Origin of the sequence: Arthrobacter sp. zg.Y820 (genome assembly GCF_030125555.1) — a bacterium.
In the GTDB taxonomy this organism is placed as follows: Bacteria; Actinomycetota; Actinomycetes; order Actinomycetales; family Micrococcaceae; genus Arthrobacter_B.
Map to the genome: position 1 here is coordinate 749,823 of NZ_JASKLX010000001.1, position 16,835 is coordinate 766,657.

Here is a 16,835-nt window from a genome sequence, read left to right on the forward strand (position 1 = left end):
CCGGCGGGCACCGACATTCGAAGATTCAGGGGTCCGCGCCGTGCGGACTAGGCTGGTGGACATGCGGAATGAGTATGTCGAGGCGGTCCGTTCCGTCACTGCGCTGATCCCGGCAGGGCGGGTCCTCTCGTACGGGGATGTTGCTGAGATCCTGGACTCAGGCGGTCCCCGGCAGGTGGGCGCCGTCCTGTCCCGCAACGGATCCGGCCTGCCCTGGTGGCGGGTGATCCGCGCGGGCGGCGGGCCGCCGCGCTCTCACGAACTCCGGGCCCTGGAACAGTACCGCAGCGAGGGCACACCGCTGTCGGGGACGCCCGACGACGACGGCGGGGGCTACCGCGTGCGGATCGCAGCGGCACGGTGGTTCCCCACGGAAAAGGACTGGACAGTGATCGAGGGCGTCCGGACCGGGCTCGCCGGGCACGGAACGGGAATGTCAGCGGGACGTGATGAAGTAGAGGCATGAGCGTAAAACTGCAACTGGTTGGGCCGTCGGCCGGAACCGCCAAAGCACCGCAGCTGAGCCCGGACCAGCAGGCCATTGTCGACCTGCCCGCCGGCAGCGGCCCGGTCCTGGTCCTGGGTGCTCCCGGCACCGGCAAATCCACGGTCCTGGTGGAGGCGGCAGCCGCGCGGATCAGCCGCGGCCTGGATCCGGCCGGCCTGCTGCTGCTTGCGCCCACCCGCCTGGCAGCGGCAGCCCTGCGCGATTCGCTCTCCGCCAGGTTGCAGGGCACACTCAGCACCTCGCCGGCACGCACCTGGGCCTCATACGCCTTCGACCTGATCCGGCGGGCCAAGGCCGAAGGACGGCTGCCGTACATCACCCGCGCACCGAAGCTGCTCTCCGGCGCCGAGCAGGACGTCATCATCAAGGAGCTCCTGGAAGGACACGGCCAGCAGGGCGTGCCCGCCCTGCCCTGGCCCGATTCCCTTGATCTCGCGCTTCCCACCCGGGGGTTCCGGCAGGAGATCAGGCAGCTTTTCGACCGCATCATCGAATACGGCATCTCCGCCGAAGAAGTGGCCGACCTGGGGCGGCGGCACCGCCGCCCGGACTGGGTTGCCGCCGGGGCGCTCTACGCGGAGTACCGAGACGTCCTGGACATCCGCATGCCGGAGGCCTTCGACCCCTCCGGCATCATCACCACGGCGCTGCAGATCCTGGAATCGGACCCCGAGTTCCTGGCGGCGGAACAGGCCCGCCAGCAGCTGATCCTCGTCGATGACCTGCAGGAGGCCAACCCTGCCATCCACGCCCTGCTGGGACTGCTGGCAGGTGGCCGGGACACACTGGTGACTGCCTGCCCGGACACCGTGGTCCAGGGTTTCCGCGGCGCCCGGCCGGATCTGCTGGGCAAGCTCGGCGACTCGCTGGGGGAAGGCCTGCAGACCTTCGTCCTGTCCGGACCGCACCGGCTCACCGGATCGGTTGCTTCCGCGTGGCTGCGGACCGCTTCCCGGATCTCCGTGGTCGGGCAGCTTCCCCGTTACCGGGCGGCGGTCCTGCCTGCCGCTGCAGAGCAGGGGACGGACGGCGAGGATCCCCGCGGCGAAGATCCTAGCGGCGAGAATACCAGCGGCGAAGGGACAGCCGCGGAGGGAACTGTGCCTGCCGGCCGTGCCGAGGCGCACGTTGTCGATTCCTCCATGCATGAACTGCGCTACATTGCCCAGCGCATCCTTGAGGCCCAGCTCCTGGACGGACGGAGCCTGGAAGACATCGCCGTGATCGTGCGCACCGGCGGCCAGCTGGCCCGCATCCAGCGCTACCTCAGCGGGCAGGGCATTGATGTGAAGGTTCCCGTTGCGGAAAAAGCGGTGCGGGATGAAGCAGCAGTTCGGCCGCTGCTGGAAGCCTTCGCCATCGTCCTGGATCCGGACCTGCTGACGCCCGAGACCGCGGTCTCGCTGCTCACCTCGCGGATCGGCGGCGCGAGCTCGATCGAACTGCGCCGCCTGCGCCAGTCGCTGCGCCGGGAGGAAATGCGCGGGGGAGGCGGACGCACCAGCGACGCCCTGCTTGTCGAGGCGCTGCTCGATCCGCTCTCGCCCAGTGGTCTGGCGCTCGCCGGGCTGTCCTGGGAAGCACGCTCGGCGCAGCGCACTGCAGCCATGCTGCGGGCCGGACGCACCGCCGCGGAACAGCCCGGAGCCACCGCTGAAACCGTTCTGTGGGCCCTCTGGTCCGCCTCCGGGTGGTCCAAGAAGTGGGCGGACACCGCGCTCTCCGGCGGCCCCGCCGGTGCCCGCGCCGACCGGGACCTGGATGCGATCATGGCCCTGTTCCAGACCGCTGAACGCTATGTGGACCAGCTGCCCGGTTCCACGCCCGCGCAGTTCCTGGAGTACCTCACCAGTTCCGAGCTGCCCATGGACACCCTCGCCGCACGTGCCCAGCGCCGGGATGCCGTGGAACTGCTCACTCCCGCCAGTGCGGCCGGCCGGGAATGGCCGATGGTGATTGTTGCCGGAGTGCAGGACGGCGTCTGGCCCAACCTGCGCCTGCGCGGTGAGCTGCTGGGCAGCGGGGACCTCGTGGCCGCGATCGAGCACGGCGACGGCTTCGCCAAGCACCGCAGCCCGCAAACGTTGATGCACGCCATCCGGCACGATGAACTTCGCAGCTTCTCCACCGCCGTCTCACGTGCCCGCGAGCTGCTGATCTGCACGGCTGTGTCCTCCGACGACGAGCAGCCGTCGGCGTTCCTGGATTTGGTGGAACCGCTCCCGCCCCAAGCGGTGAAACGGGACCGCACCGAGGTCCTGCGTCCGCTGACGCTGCGCTCCCTCGTGGCGGAACTGCGTGCCTACACCCAGCAGGCCGAGGACAAGCCGGAGCTGGCCGGCGAGGCGGTGCATCATCTGGGCACCATGCTCAACCACCCGGTCCGGGTGCCCGGCGCCGCGCCGTCCGAGTGGTGGGGCCTCTGCGACCTGTCCACCGACGCTCCCGTCATCCCCGAGGAAACCTCCATTCCGGTGTCGCCGTCCAAGGTCGACGCCGTGCTGAAGTCGCCGTTGAGCTGGTTCGTGTCCGCCGCGGGCGGTGAACAGGCCACCGACTTCGCCCGGTCGCTGGGCACCTTGGTGCATCAGATCGCCCAGGACCTGCCTGACGCTTCAGGCAGCGAATACGTCCAGGAACTCCAGCGGCGCTGGCCCACCCTGGGGATGAAGGACAACTGGGAAGGCAAGCTGGATTTCCGGCGGGCCGAGACCATGGTGCGCAAGCTCGCCGCGTATGTCATCAGCATGCGCCAGGAAGGGCGGTCCCTGGTGGATGTGGAGCGGGACTTCGCCGCCGAGGTGCCGGTCGAGATCCGCGGGCAGGAACGGACCGCCCTGCTGCGCGGGCAGATCGACCGGCTGGAGATCGACGGCGAGGGTCGGCTGTTCATCGTTGACCTCAAGACCGGCAAGTCCGCTCCCAAGGGGGCCGACCTGGAAAACCATCCACAACTGGCCGCCTACCAGGAAGCCGTCCGGGAGGGGGCGGTGAACCGCGAAATGCCGGCGCCCGGAAACGCCGACTCCAGCGCTCCGGAGCCGTCCCGGCCCGGAGGCGCCGCCCTGGTCCAGCTGGGCACCACCAGCAAATCGGTGGCCGTGCAGCAGCAGCCGCCGCTGGATCCGGAAGACACCCGCGCCCGGGACATGGTCCGCGAAGCCGCGGCGCTGATGTCCGACTCCACATTCGAGACGGTGCACGATCCCACCCGGGGCAGCTTCGGCGGCCACGGCTGCCGGCTGCCCGAAATCTGCCCGCTGTGCCCCGAAGGAAAGCAGGTCACCGAATGAGTGCCTCCCTGACCGAGACGCTTCCGCCCGAGATTCCCCCGGCTCCGCGCTACTCTGCCCGGGAGCTGGCCGAAATGCTGCACACCGACCCGGCGAATCCCGTGCAGTATCCGACGCCTGATCAGATTGGCATCATCGAGGCGCCCCTGGAGCCGCTGCTGGTCATCGCCGGCGCCGGTTCCGGCAAAACCAAAACCATGGCTGACCGGGTGGTGTGGCTGGTGGCCAACCAACTGGTGCGCCCGGAACAGATCCTCGGCGTGACCTTTACCCGCAAGGCTGCCGGGGAACTCGACAGCCGGATTCGGCAGCGCCTTGACCTGCTGTACCGGGTCCTGGCCAGCGGCACCGCGGATCCCGGCCTCATCCCGCCGGGACTCGAAACCGACGAGGCTGAGGATGCCCGGCTGGATCCCGCCGTTTCCACGTACCACTCCTACGCCAACGGCATCGTCAACGATTACGGGCTGCGCCTGGGCGTGGAGCGCGATTCCGTCATGCTGGGCGGCGCGCAGTCCTGGCAGCTCGCCACAGAAGTGGTTGAGGCGTATGCGGGCGACTTTGAGCACTTCACCGCAGCGAAGTCGACCCTGGTCAACGGGGTCCTGCAAATGGCCGGGGAATGCGCAGAACACCTCACGAGCCCCGCGGAAGTCCGCGAACACCTGACCGCTCACCTCGAGGCCGTCAGCCGGCTGCCGTACCTGGCGGGCAAGCCCAAGGCAGCCACCGCCGCCGTGCAGAAACTCATGGACCGGCTGCGCACCCGGATTTCCGTCACCGAGCTGGTTGAAGCGTACCGGCGCGCAAAGTTCGAACGCCGGCAGCTGGACTTCGGCGACCTGGTGGAAATGGCAGCCACGATCGCCGCCACCATCCCCGAGGCGGTGGAGATGGAGCGGGCCAAGTACAAGGTGGTGCTGCTGGACGAGTTCCAGGACACCTCGCACGCCCAGATGGTGCTCTTCTCCCAGCTGTTCGGAGACGGCCGCGCCGTGACCGCGGTCGGTGACCCGCACCAGTCGATCTACGGCTTCCGCGGCGCCTCGGCCGGCCAGCTGGGCACCTTCCGGGACCAATTTCCGCTGTTCCTCCCGGACGGCTCACGCGCCTTGGCGCCCGTCGCCAACCTCTCCGTCGCCTGGCGCAACTCCACGGCCATCCTGGCCACGGCCAACGCCGTGTCAGCGCCCTTGAACACCGTTGCCCCCTGGCTGTCCAAGCAGCGCCTGCCGCATGTTCCCGAGCTGCAGGCAAAGCCCAAAGCGCCGGTGGGAGAGGTCTACCTCGGGCGCTACCTCGCTGACGTTTCAGTTCCCGCCGCGGACGAGGCCGAAGCCATCCTCGGCGAGGCCGACGCCGTCGCCGACCAGGTGCTGGCGCATCGGAACCGCTGGTTTGAAAAGGACGACGCCGGCCAGCCGCTGCATCCCACTGTGGCGGTCCTGTGCCGCGGCCGCAAACAGTTCGGTCCCATCCGGGAAGCGCTGGAAGCGCGGGGCATCCCGGTGCAGATTGTCGGGCTGGGCGGGCTGCTGTCCACCCCGGAAGTGGTGGATGTGCTGGCGGTGCTCCGGGTGCTCGGCGACCCGGGCCGGTCCGACTCCATGCTGCGGATTCTGGCCGGGGCACGCTGGCGGATTGGTCCGGCGGACCTGATGGCGCTGGCGGACTGGTCCCGGCACCTGGTCCGGGTCCGCGAGCACGCGATGTCCGTCGCCGACGCCGCGGACGTTCACCGGCCGGACGAGCAGCCGGACGGTGCCGACACCGTTGTGGAGGCGGACATGGCCGAGGCCGGGTCGCTGGTCGAAGCCGTCGACTCGCTGCCGCGTCCGGAGTGGGTCTCCAGCGCCGGGCGGTCGCTTTCGGCGGAAGGACTGCGTCGGCTGAAGCTGTTGCGTGACGAGCTGCGGGACCTGCGCAGCTACGTGGGGGAGGACCTCACAACGCTCATCGGCGAAGTCGAGCGGCGCATCCTGCTGGACATCGAGGTGGCCGCGAAACCCGGCGTCTCCATCCACGAGTCCCGCCGCAACCTCGATGCCTTCATCGATGCCGCCGCAACCTTCAGCTCATCTTCCGAACGCGTGGACCTCACGGCCTTCCTGGCCTGGCTGGAGGCGGCCAACGACGAGGAAAACGGACTGCCCGTCACGCAGCTGGAGGCCAGCCGGGAAGCTGTTCAGCTGCTGACCGTCCACGCCTCCAAGGGGCTGGAATGGGACGTCGTGGTGGTGCCCGGCCTGAACGAGGGGCAATTCCCCAATGACCGGGATTCACGCTGGAGCAGCGGCGAGGGGTCCATTCCCTGGCCGCTGCGCGGAGACGCACCCGACCTGCCGCAGTGGGATTGGGAGCAGGAGGACCAGAAGGGCTGGGTGGACAGCGAAAAGCTCTTCAGAGAGGACGCGCGCGGGCATGCGGAGCGCGAGGAACGCCGCCTTGCCTATGTGGCCTTTACCCGCGCCAAGTTCGTGCTGATCTGCACGTCCAGTGTCTGGGGCGGCGGGCGGTCGAAGCCGACGGCAGTCTCGCGTTATCTCCAGGATCTTTACGAGCTCGGTGCGGCCGGCGCCCCGGGCTTCACCCTCCTCTCCTGGGTCCAGCCCGGCGAGGAAGGCGATTCCAACCCGGCCAACGCCGATGTGCAGCGGCAGAAATGGCCGATTGACCCCTTGGGGAACCGGCGCGCACGGATGCAGGCTGCAGCGGCAGCGGTGATGGACGCGGCGGCGCGCCAGGCCGGGCGGGTCGGCCAGTCGGAGATCGACATCCTGGCCGGGGAGGGACTGCCGGAGGAAGAGGTCCATGAGTCCTCCCCGAGCGTGTTTGAACCCACCCGGTGGGCGCGTGAAGTGGAGCTTGTCCTGGCCCGGCACCGGCCGCCGAACGAGGTGGTGGAGGTTGAATTGCCCGCGCACATCTCTGCCTCGCTGCTGGTGGACCTGAAGGACGACCCTGACGAGGTCACCCGGCAGCTGCGGCGCCCCGTGCCGCGGGAACCGGGAATGGCGGCGCGCAAGGGCACCGCCTTCCATGCCTGGGTGGAGGAATTCTTCGGTTCCAGCGGCATGCTGGACATCGACGAGCACCCCGGGGCAGCCGATGCCTACGTGGACGAGGCCTACCAGCTGGAAGACATGATCGCCACATTCGAGTCTTCGCCGTGGGCCCAGCGCACTCCGGCCTTCATCGAGGTGCCAGTGGAAACCCGGGTGGACGCGGTGGTGGTGCGCGGCCGCATCGACGCCGTCTTCCAGGACGCCGACGGCACCTGGGACCTGATCGACTGGAAGACGGGCGCACCGCCCTCCAAGGACAAGCTGGCGGTCCGAGCGGTGCAGCTGGCGGTATACCGGCTGGCCTGGGCGCGGCTGAAGCAGGTGCCGTTGGAGAAGGTCAACGCCGCGTTCTACTACGTGGCGTCGGACAAACTGATCCGTCCGTTCAATCTCCTCGGCGAGGAGGACCTCGAAGAGATCATCCGGGCGGCCAACTCTTCCTCGCAGAAGGCTCAGACGAGGTAGAAGGCTCAGACGAGCCCGGATGAGCCCTGGACAGAACGGTGCCGCCGTCCCCTTGCGGGGCGGCGGCACCTTTCCGGCAGCACCTTTCCGGCGGCACCTTTCCCAAGTCCGGCGGGCTTAGGTCGACCGGTGCTAGGGGATGGCCCGGCGCAGGGTGCCGTAGGACCCGGCGGCCAGGACCACGCCCCCGAGAAGGAGCCAGCCGGTCAGTGCGAGCGGCGTGAGCCGGACGAACCAGGCTCCCACCTCTGCCCAGGATTGGGTCCAGGTCGCCGCTGCGACGGCCCCCAGCAGGACCAGGGCGAGGCCGATGACCGCCGCCATCAGGCCCGTCATGCGCCAGCGCTTATAGACGGTGGCGAACCAGAAACCGAACATGAACAGGAGGGTCGACAGCGCAAAGTACAGCAGGATCTGCGTGTGCCAGGCGGATTCTGCAATCCACGGCAGGGCGAAGACATGGGCGTTAATGCCCCAACCGCCGGTGGCTTCCTCCACCAGGCCGAGCAGCCAGTAGAGCACACCCAGTCCAAGCGCCATCACCGCAAAGAGGCCAAGGGTTCCCAGGTAGAAGGAGCGTCGGCTGACGCTCATGGCCTGCGAGAACGGGAAGGTCAGTATTAGTGCCTGCACCCCGATGCTGAGGAAATACCACATGACCGCCTGTCCGGAGAAGGACATCCGAGATGATCCGGTGTCCGGGATGAGCGCCAGGATGGCCAACGCGACCAACGTGGACACAACCAGAATGATGGCGGGGACGCCGAGGTAGATCCATTTGTTGAGCAGCTGCATGCGCGCCACTGCTAGGGCCCGGTTCATTGCAGTACCTCCAGATTCTTGTCATTCTGCTCGGACGGTGGCCCGTAGGCTTCGTTGGCCTTCAGGGTCCGCCGGATAATCAATTGCTGCAGGGACACCGGTGCCAGTTCCAGGCCCAGCTCCCGGGCACGCTCGCGGTCGTCGTCGGACAACGGGGCATCGACCGTGGCCGAGGACAGGGCGCCCAATCCGTCCCGGTGAAGCACCGTCCTGTTGTCCACAAACTGTTCCACCGCCGCGGCCTGGCCGGCGACGGCGAAGGCAGAGCCGGTGACGGCCTCCACCTCGTCGTCCATGACGATGCGTCCGTGATCGATGACGATGACGTGTTCCAGCAGGTTTGCCACTTCATCAATCAGGTGTGAGGACAGAATGACGGTCCGGGGATGGTCGGCGAAATCTGTCAGCAGCCGGTCGTAAAACAATTGCCGCGCCACGGCATCCAGGCCCAGGTACGGTTCGTCAAAAAAGGTCAGCTCGGCCCGGGAGGCCAGGCCGATGATCACTCCGACCGCTGAGAGCTGGCCGCGGGAGAGTTTCTTAATCCGCTGTTTGCGCGGACTGGGCAGTTGGAAGTCCTCCAGCAGAGTCTGTGCCAGGTCTTTGTCCCAGTGGGGAAAGAACAGTGCCGCCGCGTCCAACGCGTTGCGGATCGTGAAGTCGTCCGGATACTTCTGCGATTCCCGGACGAAGCAGAGCCGTGACAGGACCTGCTCGTTTTCGAACGGGTCGGAGCCGAAGACCCGCACGTCTCCGGAGCTGGCGAATGCCTGTGCGGTGAGGATGGACATCAGCGTGGTCTTGCCTGCGCCGTTACGGCCCAGAAGGCCGTAAATCCGGTTGGCCTGAAGATTCAGGGTCACGTCGTCCAGGGCCAGCTGGTCCCGGTAGCGGCGGGTGAGGCCGCGGGTCTCTATGACGTTCATGGTGCCGGGGTCCCTTCGTGTTCGACGGCACTGCGGTGAATGTGTTCGGTGAGTTCCGCGACGCCGATTCCCAGTTTTCGTGCTTCGTCGGCGACGGGTTGGACATACTGCCGGTAGAACTGTTCACGGCGCTTGTCGAGCACGACAGTGCGGGCTCCCGGGGCCACGAACATCCCGATGCCGCGCCGCTTGTACAGCAGGCCTTCGTCAACCAGCAGGTTGATGCCCTTGGCAGCAGTTGCCGGATTAATCCGGTAGAAAGCGGCGATCTCATTGGTCGAGGGCACCTGGCTCTCTTCGGCCAGCACACCGTCCAGGATGTCCCCTTCAACGCGTTCGGCAACCTGCCAGAAGATGGGGCGGGCGTCATCAAACGCGCTCATGGATTGGGCCTGCAGTTCATGGTGGCCTCGGTTCACGGGCCGGAATCGCAGTGGCAGCCGATGGCGGTCCATTGGTTAGTTGGTGATGTAGCTAACCATAGAACCGGTGCGTGTCCGCCGAAAAGGGGAAAGCGAAAGAATTTTTGCAGGTTTCCGCAGCGGACACGGGCGGGCTTGCGGGGAACCGACGGGCACGGACGGGCGCGCCGTCGTACCGGGCGCCGGCCTTGCCGTGCCCGCCGATACGGCGGACCCGTGACCGCCGATACGGCCGCCCCGTGAACGTGACGGGATCCTGCGGCAGCCCGAGCCGTCTGGCCAAAGGCCCTCCTGCACGCATTCCCAGTCTCAGTGGCGGATGAGCCCTCGCGGGGTCACATCCGCCCCATCAGGCAACAAAGAGTGGGAACCAGTGCGCACCCCGACTGGTGCTCCGCTCGGGACTGCGTTCCGCTGTGGACTGCTTTCCGGTGCGGACCGGGCATGCTGGAGCCCTGAGGCGGCTCGTCTGCCGGTGCGTTACTTGGCTTTTCCGCGCTGCTTTGACACGGCATTCCGGCCGGCCTTGCCGGCCTTGCCGGCTTTTCCAGCTGTGCCGGGCTGACCGGCTTTGCCCGAGTCAGGCATTCCGGTTGCCCGCGGACCGGGGTTGGGCACCGGACCGGGGCCCGGCTTCGCTGCGGGCTGGGAACCGGCCGGCAGGACAGTAACCCGGGAGACGGGGTCGGTGGGGCCCCCGGCAACGGCGACGCCGGAGCTCTGGCCGACGGGATCCGCAGCCCCCTTCGGCGTGGCACCGGTCTCCGGCTCGACGTCGGCCTGCGGCTCGGCGCCGGCTACGGCTGACGTGCCTGCCGGCTCCGGAGAGGCGGCAGGGGATACGGCAGGAGAGACGGCGGCCGCAGCACCGGAGTCCGGTGAAATGGGCGTCACGCTGACCCGGGTTGACCCGGGGCTGACGGCGGGACCCTTGGACGGGACAGGCAGCGCCGCAGCCAGAGGGACTGAGGCGGCAGAGGCTTGCTCGGCGGACGCGGCGGCTTCGGCGGCGGCCCGCTCCGCGGAAACAGCGGCAGCCTTGGCCGCTGCCGCAGCTTCCGCTTCCTCGACCCTTGCCACAGCGTCCTGTTCCACGATGTCAGCTTCCAGCGTGGCCAGCATTTCCTCGGCCTCGGAGATCATCACCGAGTTTTCCGCAGCAACGCCGCGCACCAGCCACTGCGCCAGGGCGAATTCGGCGGACAGCGCCGCACGGCGGATCAGATGCGGGTCAGGAGTCTCGGGGCGTGCGGCGGTGTAGGCCGCGTGCACCGCGTCGGTGAAGGTGGGGTCGTTCGCGGCGATCAGCCACGCGAAGTCGTCTGCCGGATCGCCGATGCGGAGGTCCGTCCAGCCGGTGACCGCAGTGATGCGCCCGTTGGAGACCAGCAGGTTGTCCTCATGCAGGTCACCGTGCACCACTGAGGGATTGAACCGCCACAGGGTCACGTCCTCCAGGGCATGCTCCCACCGCCGCAGCAGCACCGGGGGGATCTTGCCCGTGGTGGCGGCCTGGTCCAACTCGTTGAGCTTGCGCTGCCGGAATTCATTTGCGGAGTAGCTGGGCAGGTCCGCGTCGTTCACCAGGTTCTGCGGAAGGCTGTGGATGGCGGCCATGGAGCGTCCCACTTCCGTGGGCAGGGCTCCGCCTTCGGCAACCAAGGAGTCGATGTCCCGGGTGGTCCCGGGCAGGTGGGAATAGACGAAGGTGCACAGGTCACCCTGCCGAACGGTTCCCGCCACGTGGGGGAGGGCGAACGGAAGCTCGGCGCGGACCGCGGGCACGAAGGCGCGCAGCACAAGGAGTTCGTTTTCCAGCCTCATGCTGGCATCAACGTGCTTGGGTGAACGAACCCGCCACTGCTTTCCTGCTTCGTCAACCAGTACCGCGGCGTCGAAGTCCGCGGCATCGTCGGGGGAGCCGGCAACGCCGGTGGGGGCCAGCCCGGGGACGGCGGCGCTGGCCATTGCGGCCAATTCCATGGGGGTGCGTTTCACATGTTCAACGGTAGAGGTAGATGTGGCACGAATAACCATAGGCTGGCGGCGAGTCGCGGGATGCGTGAGCAATAACTCACGCCGTGCAGGTAGCCGGGCTCCAACTACAGGTTGGGGGGTGCAAGTCAGTACGGTAGAGACATGAGCAGCCCAGCACCGCTAGCAGTTGTACCCCCTCTTGGAATTTTGCCGCTGGCCCGCACCGCAGTGGACCGCGGTTCGGACCGCCGCGTGGCAGCGGACCTGTTCGAACAGATCCGCGCCAACCCCGCCACCCGCGTCATGTACATGGCTGGCGGGAAGGCACTGATCAACGACACCGAGATGGTGCTTGCCCGGGTCGCGGAGAGCGGCTTCGGGGAGGTCCCCATCTACTTGGGCCGCACCCTGGCCGACGCACAGGAGCCGGCCGGCACCGACGTCGTTCTGGTCACGCTGGCCTGGGAGGATCCCGCGCTGGAGAACGACGGCGCCCGCTGGGCTTCGCTGCGCGACGTCGCCGTCCTGCTCGGCGAGCTCGATACCGCACTCTTCGTGGAAGCCGCTGCCGTCTCCAACTGGCATGCCACCCACACCCACTGCCCGCGCTGCGGCGCTCCCACCGTTCCCGAGCAGGGCGGCTGGGTCCGCCGGTGCACCGAGGACAACAGCCAGCACTTTCCGCGCACCGATCCGGCCATCATCGTGGCCATCACCGACCCCGAGGACCGGCTGCTGCTCGGTTCGGCAGCGGCCTGGAAGGGCAACCGCTACTCCACGCTGGCCGGTTTCGTCGAGCCCGGCGAATCCCTGGAAGGCGCGGTGATCCGCGAGGTCGCCGAGGAATCCGGACTGGTTGTCCACTCGCCGCAGTACCTGGGCTCGCAGCCCTGGCCGTTCCCGTGCTCCCTGATGCTGGGCTTCACCGCCCGGACCGAAGACGCCGCGGCAGCGGTGTCCGACGGCGTCGAAATCTCCGACGTGCGCTGGTTCACCCGGGAAGAGCTGGGGAACGCCGTGGCCAGCGGTGAGATCACGATTGCCGGCGGCATCTCCATTGCCCGGAACCTGATCGAGCGCTGGTACGGAGGCCCGATCGCCGAACCGCAGACCGAGGCCCGGGCATGAGCGAGAACTCCGCTGAAGCACGGATTCTTGCCGGGCTCGATGACGAACAGCGGGAAGTGGCCACCTCCCTGACCGGGCCGCTGTGCGTCCTGGCCGGCGCGGGCACCGGCAAGACCCGGGCCATCACGCACCGCATGGCCTACGGCGTGCACACCGGCGTGTACAAGCCGCAGCGCGTGCTGGCGGTGACCTTCACCGCCCGGGCCGCCGCCGAGATGCGCACCCGGCTGCGCGACCTGGGCGCCGGCGGCGTGCAGGCCAAGACCTTCCACGCCGCAGCACTGAAGCAGTTGCAGTACTTTTGGCCCCAGACGGTCGGCGGCCAGATGCCGGACCTGCTCAGCCACAAGGCCCAGTTCATCGCCGAAGCCGCCCGCCGGCTGCGGCTCTCCACCGACCGCGCCGCCATCCGCGACGTCGCGGCCGAAATCGAGTGGGCCAAGGTATCCATGCTCACCCCGGAGAGCTACGTGTCGGCGGCCAAGGACCGGGATGCCCCCGCCGGGTTCGACCTCATCACGATTTCCCGCATCTTCCAGGCCTACGAAGACGTCAAGGTGGACCGCAACGTCATCGACTTCGAGGACGTGCTGCTGATCACCGTCGGGATCCTCCAGGAAGATGCCCGCGTGGCCGCGACGGTGCGCGACCAGTACCGGCACTTTGTGGTGGACGAGTACCAGGATGTGTCCCCGCTCCAGCAGCGGCTGCTGGACCTGTGGCTGGGCGGCCGCGACGAGCTGTGCGTGGTGGGCGACTCCAGCCAGACCATCTACTCCTTCACCGGCGCCACCTCCAAGCACCTTTTGGGCTTCCCCTCTCGCTTTCCGGAGGCTCCCATCGTGAAGCTGGTCCGGGACTACCGCTCCACGCCCCAGGTGGTGGGCCTGGCGAACCGGATCCTGGCCGCCCGCACGGCCGAGGGCGAGCGTTCCCGGTTCGCCCCTCCCTGGCCCAAACCGCTGGAACTGATTGCCCAGCGTCCGGCCGGCCCCGAACCGACCTTTACCGAATGCGCCGACGACGACGCCGAGGCCGCCTCCGTGGCCGAACGCATCAAGGCACTGATCAAGGAGGGCGTGCAGCCCGCCGAGATCGCCATCCTGTTCCGCACCAACGGGCAGTCACAGGCCTACGAGCAGGCCCTGACCTCTGCCGGAATCGGCTACCAGCTGCGCGGCGGCGAGCGGTTCTTTGCCCGGCGCGAGGTGCGTGATGCCATCGCGCAGCTGCGCGCGGCGTCCCGGGCCGTGGGCAACGACCCGGTGCCGCAGCTGGTGCGGGACATCCTGGTGTCCCTGGGCTACAGCCCGGAGGCGCCCGCCGGCGGCGGCGCCGTTCGGGAGAAGTGGGAGTCACTGGCGGCCCTGGTATCCCTGGCCGACGAGCTGCACGCCAGCCGCACCCAGGACCCCGATGCAATCTTCACGCTCATGGATTTCGTTTCCGAGCTCGACGAGCGCGCTGCCTCCCAGCATGCCCCCACCGTGCAGGGCGTCACCCTGGCCTCGCTGCACTCGGCCAAGGGCCTGGAGTGGGACGCAGTGTTCCTCGTCGGCCTGAGCGAGGGCCTGATGCCGATTTCCTTTGCCGACACACCCGAAGCGGTGGATGAGGAACGGCGGCTGCTCTACGTGGGCATCACCCGCGCCCGGGAGCACCTGCACCTGTCCTGGTCCACGGCGCGGACGCCCGGCGGGCGCGCCAACCGCAAGCCGTCCCGGTTCCTGGACGGCCTCCGCCCGCAGACGGCCCGCGACGCGCAGCGGGCAGTGGCTCCCAAACCCGCGTCGCGGCGCAAGGCCAGCGGCCCCGCCAAGTGCCGGATCTGCGGAACACTGCTCACCACCGGTGCCGAACGCAAGGTGGGACGCTGCGGGGAATGCCCGGTGACCTATGAGGAAAGCACCTTCGACGCCCTGCGCGAATGGCGCCGGACCACAGCTTCCGAAGCCGGAGTGCCGGCCTTTGTCGTTTTCACTGATTCCACGCTGGTGGCTATCGCCGAGGACCGCCCGCCGTCCCTGAACCGCCTGGCCACCCTCCCCGGTGTTGGTCCCTCCAAACTGGAACGCTACGGTGAAGCCGTCCTGCGGGTCCTGGCGGATAACTAGCCGGCGGTCAGCCCTCCGGTGCTGTCCGCCGAAGCGGCGGACAGCAGAACCGTCAGGATGCCTGCGCGGGGGAGTCCCTTTGCTGCAGACGGCATCCGCAGTCCGGATGGAAGGACAGCCTTTTCAGTCCGGGATAGCCGTCGGCTGCGCGCAGCACCACCACCGCGGACCACGTGGCCGGCTGGACCACGCCGTCCAGGAACGCGAGCACCTGCCCGGCGGCGGCACCGGCGGCGGCAACGGCCCCGGCGGTTTCCTCCCCGGCCGGCGCGGCGTCGATCTGCTGCCGCCCGAGGGCATCTGCCGCGGAATACCAGGTGCTGTCGCCGTCGGCCAGCTGCCGGTCCAGGCACTCCAGACACGGGGTCAGCCCGGGAACAACCAGGGGACCGACGTCGACGCCGGTTTCCTGGACGGTGACCGCGAGGTGCGGATGTTCCATCGCCGGAACACCGGCAGTCCGCCCGGCAATGGGCGGGGTGCCCACCCAGACTGACAGGTCCAGGTGCGCCGGCCGCGGTCCGGGATTCAGGGTGTTGGCGGTGAGGACCTGGATCGTGGGGTCCAGGCGGTAGATGTGCCGCTTCACTGCCTGCGCCCGCAGCATGCCCTGATCCGTCAACGGATAGCCCGGCCCGACGTCGGCGGGGAGGACGGCGCCCGGATCGGCGAGCATCAGCGTCCCCACCCCCGCTCCGGCCAGGGTCCGGGCCAGCAGTGAGCCGATCCGGCCGAGCCCGTTGATTTCCACCGCAGCCCGGGATCGCCGCCGGACGATCATTGAGCCGTTCACGCGGTACGCGGCCGAGAGCCGGGTGCTGTCGGCGGCCAGCCGTTCCAGGCGCAGTGCCGGAACTGCAGGGTCGGCGGAACCGGCGGTGTCGGGGAAGGGCAGCAGGATGGCGGACAGCGCCTGGGTCAGGGCCCGGGCCCGTTGAGAGGGCACTGAATGACTGCGTGCTGCTGCCGATTCCGTGCCGTCGGGCAGCCCGTCGCGGAGGTCGGCCAGAAAGGCGAGGTCGCTGTCCCGCAGACCGCGCAGGACCAGGGCGTCCGGTCCCAGACCGTACTGCCGGGCTGAAGACGAGAGCGCCAAGACGTGAAGCCCGGGATTGATCCGCATGGGACCTCCTGCAGTGGATAGCCGGTCCGGCAGCAGGCGGGGATGGCCTGTGAGGCCATCTTGGCACGCGCGCCATCCGGGTTGGCAGGTTATCCACAGGGGCCGGGGCACCCCGGCGGCTCGCCTAGGGTTAAGGCATGCCTATAGGAGACGCGCGCCGCTCGAAACACCGTCAGGAACCGGGGCCCGGCACTCTGCCTTCCCCTATGCCTTCCCCCGTGCCGTCCGCTCTGCCTTCCCCTATGCCTTCCCCCGTGCCCTCGGTGACCAGTACGGGAATTCCGATCGAAGTCCGCCGCTCAGCCAAACGCCGCCGGACGGTGAACGCCGCCTTCCGCGACGGAAAGGCCGTGATTTCGATACCGGGCCACTTCACGAAGGCCCAAGAAGCGGAATGGGTCCGGCGGATGGTCACCCGGCTGGAGCAGCGCGCGGCACCGGTGCCGCCGTCCAATCCGCAGGCCCAAGCGGGGGAGCTGGCCGGTCGGGCTGCCGAGCTGTCCCGGCGCTACCTGAACGGAGCGGCGCAGCCGGTGTCGGTACGGTGGGTGACCAACCAGAATTCACGCTGGGGATCGGCCACGCCGGCCCGAGGAACCATCCGGCTTTCCGACAAGCTGCAGGGCATGCCCGCCTGGGTTGTTGACTATGTGCTGCTGCACGAGCTGGCACACCTGATCGAAGCTTCACATTCAGCCGCATTCTGGCGCTTGCTGGAGTCCTACCCGTACACGGAAACCGCCAAGGCCTACCTCCAGGGGGCGGCCTTCGCCAGCTCCCGGGGACTGGAGGGGGCCATGCAGGAAGACCAGGGCGCTGACGAGCCCGTGGTGCCGGATCTTGGCGACGACGCTAGGGGCGACGCCCAAGGGCCCAGCTGACGCCGACCAAATGCTGATGCCGAAGGACCCCTGATCAGGGACGCCGCTTAACGCAGCGGGGGGGCGCCCCCCCCTCCTGGCCGGCGCCCCCCGGGGGGACCGAGGGTGGCG

11 protein-coding genes are annotated in these 16,835 nt (G+C 68.5%); 6 read left to right on the plus strand and 5 right to left on the minus strand.

Annotated elements, in window-relative coordinates; genetic code table 11:
- Positions 1 to 61 precede the first annotated feature (61 nt).
- The 3 genes from QNN99_RS03565 to QNN99_RS03575 are packed head-to-tail and all read left to right on the plus strand — an operon-like array spanning position 62 to position 7,331.
- A complete protein-coding gene (locus QNN99_RS03565; protein WP_229965007.1) occupies positions 62 to 466 on the plus strand; it encodes an MGMT family protein in 405 nt (134 codons plus the stop codon).
- Complete coding sequence (locus QNN99_RS03570; protein ID WP_229965008.1) at positions 463 to 3,801, plus strand: ATP-dependent helicase; 3,339 nt, start codon at positions 463 to 465, stop codon at positions 3,799 to 3,801. Before QNN99_RS03565 ends, QNN99_RS03570 begins: the two co-directional genes overlap by 4 nt.
- Positions 3,798 to 7,331, plus strand: coding sequence for an ATP-dependent helicase (locus QNN99_RS03575; protein WP_229965009.1), 3,534 nt, complete (start codon positions 3,798 to 3,800; stop codon positions 7,329 to 7,331). Before QNN99_RS03570 ends, QNN99_RS03575 begins: the two co-directional genes overlap by 4 nt.
- Before the next feature lie 132 nt (positions 7,332 to 7,463).
- On the opposite strand, the gene QNN99_RS03580 is transcribed toward QNN99_RS03575, so the two are convergent.
- From QNN99_RS03580 to QNN99_RS17410, 4 genes are all read right to left on the minus strand, one after another.
- A complete protein-coding gene (locus QNN99_RS03580) occupies positions 7,464 to 8,153 on the minus strand; it encodes a hypothetical protein (RefSeq protein WP_229965010.1) in 690 nt (229 codons plus the stop codon).
- Complete coding sequence (locus tag QNN99_RS03585; RefSeq protein ID WP_229965011.1) at positions 8,150 to 9,079, minus strand: ABC transporter ATP-binding protein; 930 nt, start codon at positions 9,077 to 9,079, stop codon at positions 8,150 to 8,152. Before QNN99_RS03585 ends, QNN99_RS03580 begins: the two co-directional genes overlap by 4 nt.
- A complete protein-coding gene (locus tag QNN99_RS03590) occupies positions 9,076 to 9,462 on the minus strand; it encodes a GntR family transcriptional regulator (protein ID WP_229965012.1) in 387 nt (128 codons plus the stop codon). Before QNN99_RS03590 ends, QNN99_RS03585 begins: the two co-directional genes overlap by 4 nt.
- A 519-nt stretch (positions 9,463 to 9,981) precedes the next feature.
- Entirely contained in the window at positions 9,982 to 11,499 is a 1,518-nt protein-coding gene (locus QNN99_RS17410; protein ID WP_331461756.1) for a macrolide 2'-phosphotransferase, read from the minus strand.
- Positions 11,500 to 11,640: 141 nt separating this feature from the next.
- Between QNN99_RS17410 and nudC the strand changes: the two genes are divergently transcribed.
- Both nudC and QNN99_RS03605 read left to right on the plus strand, forming a co-directional pair.
- Positions 11,641 to 12,606: an NAD(+) diphosphatase gene (gene nudC / locus QNN99_RS03600; protein ID WP_229965013.1), complete on the plus strand. Its 966-nt coding sequence runs from the start codon at positions 11,641 to 11,643 to the stop codon at positions 12,604 to 12,606.
- Positions 12,603 to 14,720: an ATP-dependent DNA helicase UvrD2 gene (locus tag QNN99_RS03605; protein WP_229965014.1), complete on the plus strand. Its 2,118-nt coding sequence runs from the start codon at positions 12,603 to 12,605 to the stop codon at positions 14,718 to 14,720. Before nudC ends, QNN99_RS03605 begins: the two co-directional genes overlap by 4 nt.
- Positions 14,721 to 14,772: 52 nt before the next feature.
- On the opposite strand, the gene QNN99_RS03610 is transcribed toward QNN99_RS03605, so the two are convergent.
- Positions 14,773 to 15,843 (minus strand): ThiF family adenylyltransferase, encoded by a 1,071-nt coding sequence (locus QNN99_RS03610; protein ID WP_229965015.1) that lies wholly within the window; start codon positions 15,841 to 15,843, stop codon positions 14,773 to 14,775.
- Positions 15,844 to 16,085: 242 nt separating this feature from the next.
- On the opposite strand from QNN99_RS03610, the gene QNN99_RS03615 reads away from it, so the two are divergent.
- Positions 16,086 to 16,724 carry a M48 metallopeptidase family protein gene (locus tag QNN99_RS03615; protein WP_229965016.1) on the plus strand — a complete coding sequence of 213 codons (639 nt, stop codon included), beginning with the start codon at positions 16,086 to 16,088 and terminating at the stop codon, positions 16,722 to 16,724.
- The last annotated feature ends 111 nt before the right edge of the window (positions 16,725 to 16,835 follow it).

Coding starts and splice junctions, on each gene's coding strand:
- QNN99_RS03605 (WP_229965014.1), top strand. CDS start 12,603: ATGAGCGAGAACTCCGCTGAAGCACGGATTCTTGCCGGGCTCGATGAC.
- QNN99_RS03570 (WP_229965008.1), top strand. CDS start 463: ATGAGCGTAAAACTGCAACTGGTTGGGCCGTCGGCCGGAACCGCCAAA.
- QNN99_RS03580 (WP_229965010.1), bottom strand. CDS start 8,153: ATGAACCGGGCCCTAGCAGTGGCGCGCATGCAGCTGCTCAACAAATGG.
- QNN99_RS03590 (WP_229965012.1), bottom strand. CDS start 9,462: ATGAGCGCGTTTGATGACGCCCGCCCCATCTTCTGGCAGGTTGCCGAA.
- QNN99_RS03610 (WP_229965015.1), bottom strand. CDS start 15,843: ATGCGGATCAATCCCGGGCTTCACGTCTTGGCGCTCTCGTCTTCAGCC.
- QNN99_RS03575 (WP_229965009.1), top strand. CDS start 3,798: ATGAGTGCCTCCCTGACCGAGACGCTTCCGCCCGAGATTCCCCCGGCT.
- QNN99_RS03585 (WP_229965011.1), bottom strand. CDS start 9,079: ATGAACGTCATAGAGACCCGCGGCCTCACCCGCCGCTACCGGGACCAG.
- QNN99_RS03615 (WP_229965016.1), top strand. CDS start 16,086: ATGCCTTCCCCCGTGCCCTCGGTGACCAGTACGGGAATTCCGATCGAA.
- QNN99_RS03565 (WP_229965007.1), top strand. CDS start 62: ATGCGGAATGAGTATGTCGAGGCGGTCCGTTCCGTCACTGCGCTGATC.
- nudC (WP_229965013.1), top strand. CDS start 11,641: ATGAGCAGCCCAGCACCGCTAGCAGTTGTACCCCCTCTTGGAATTTTG.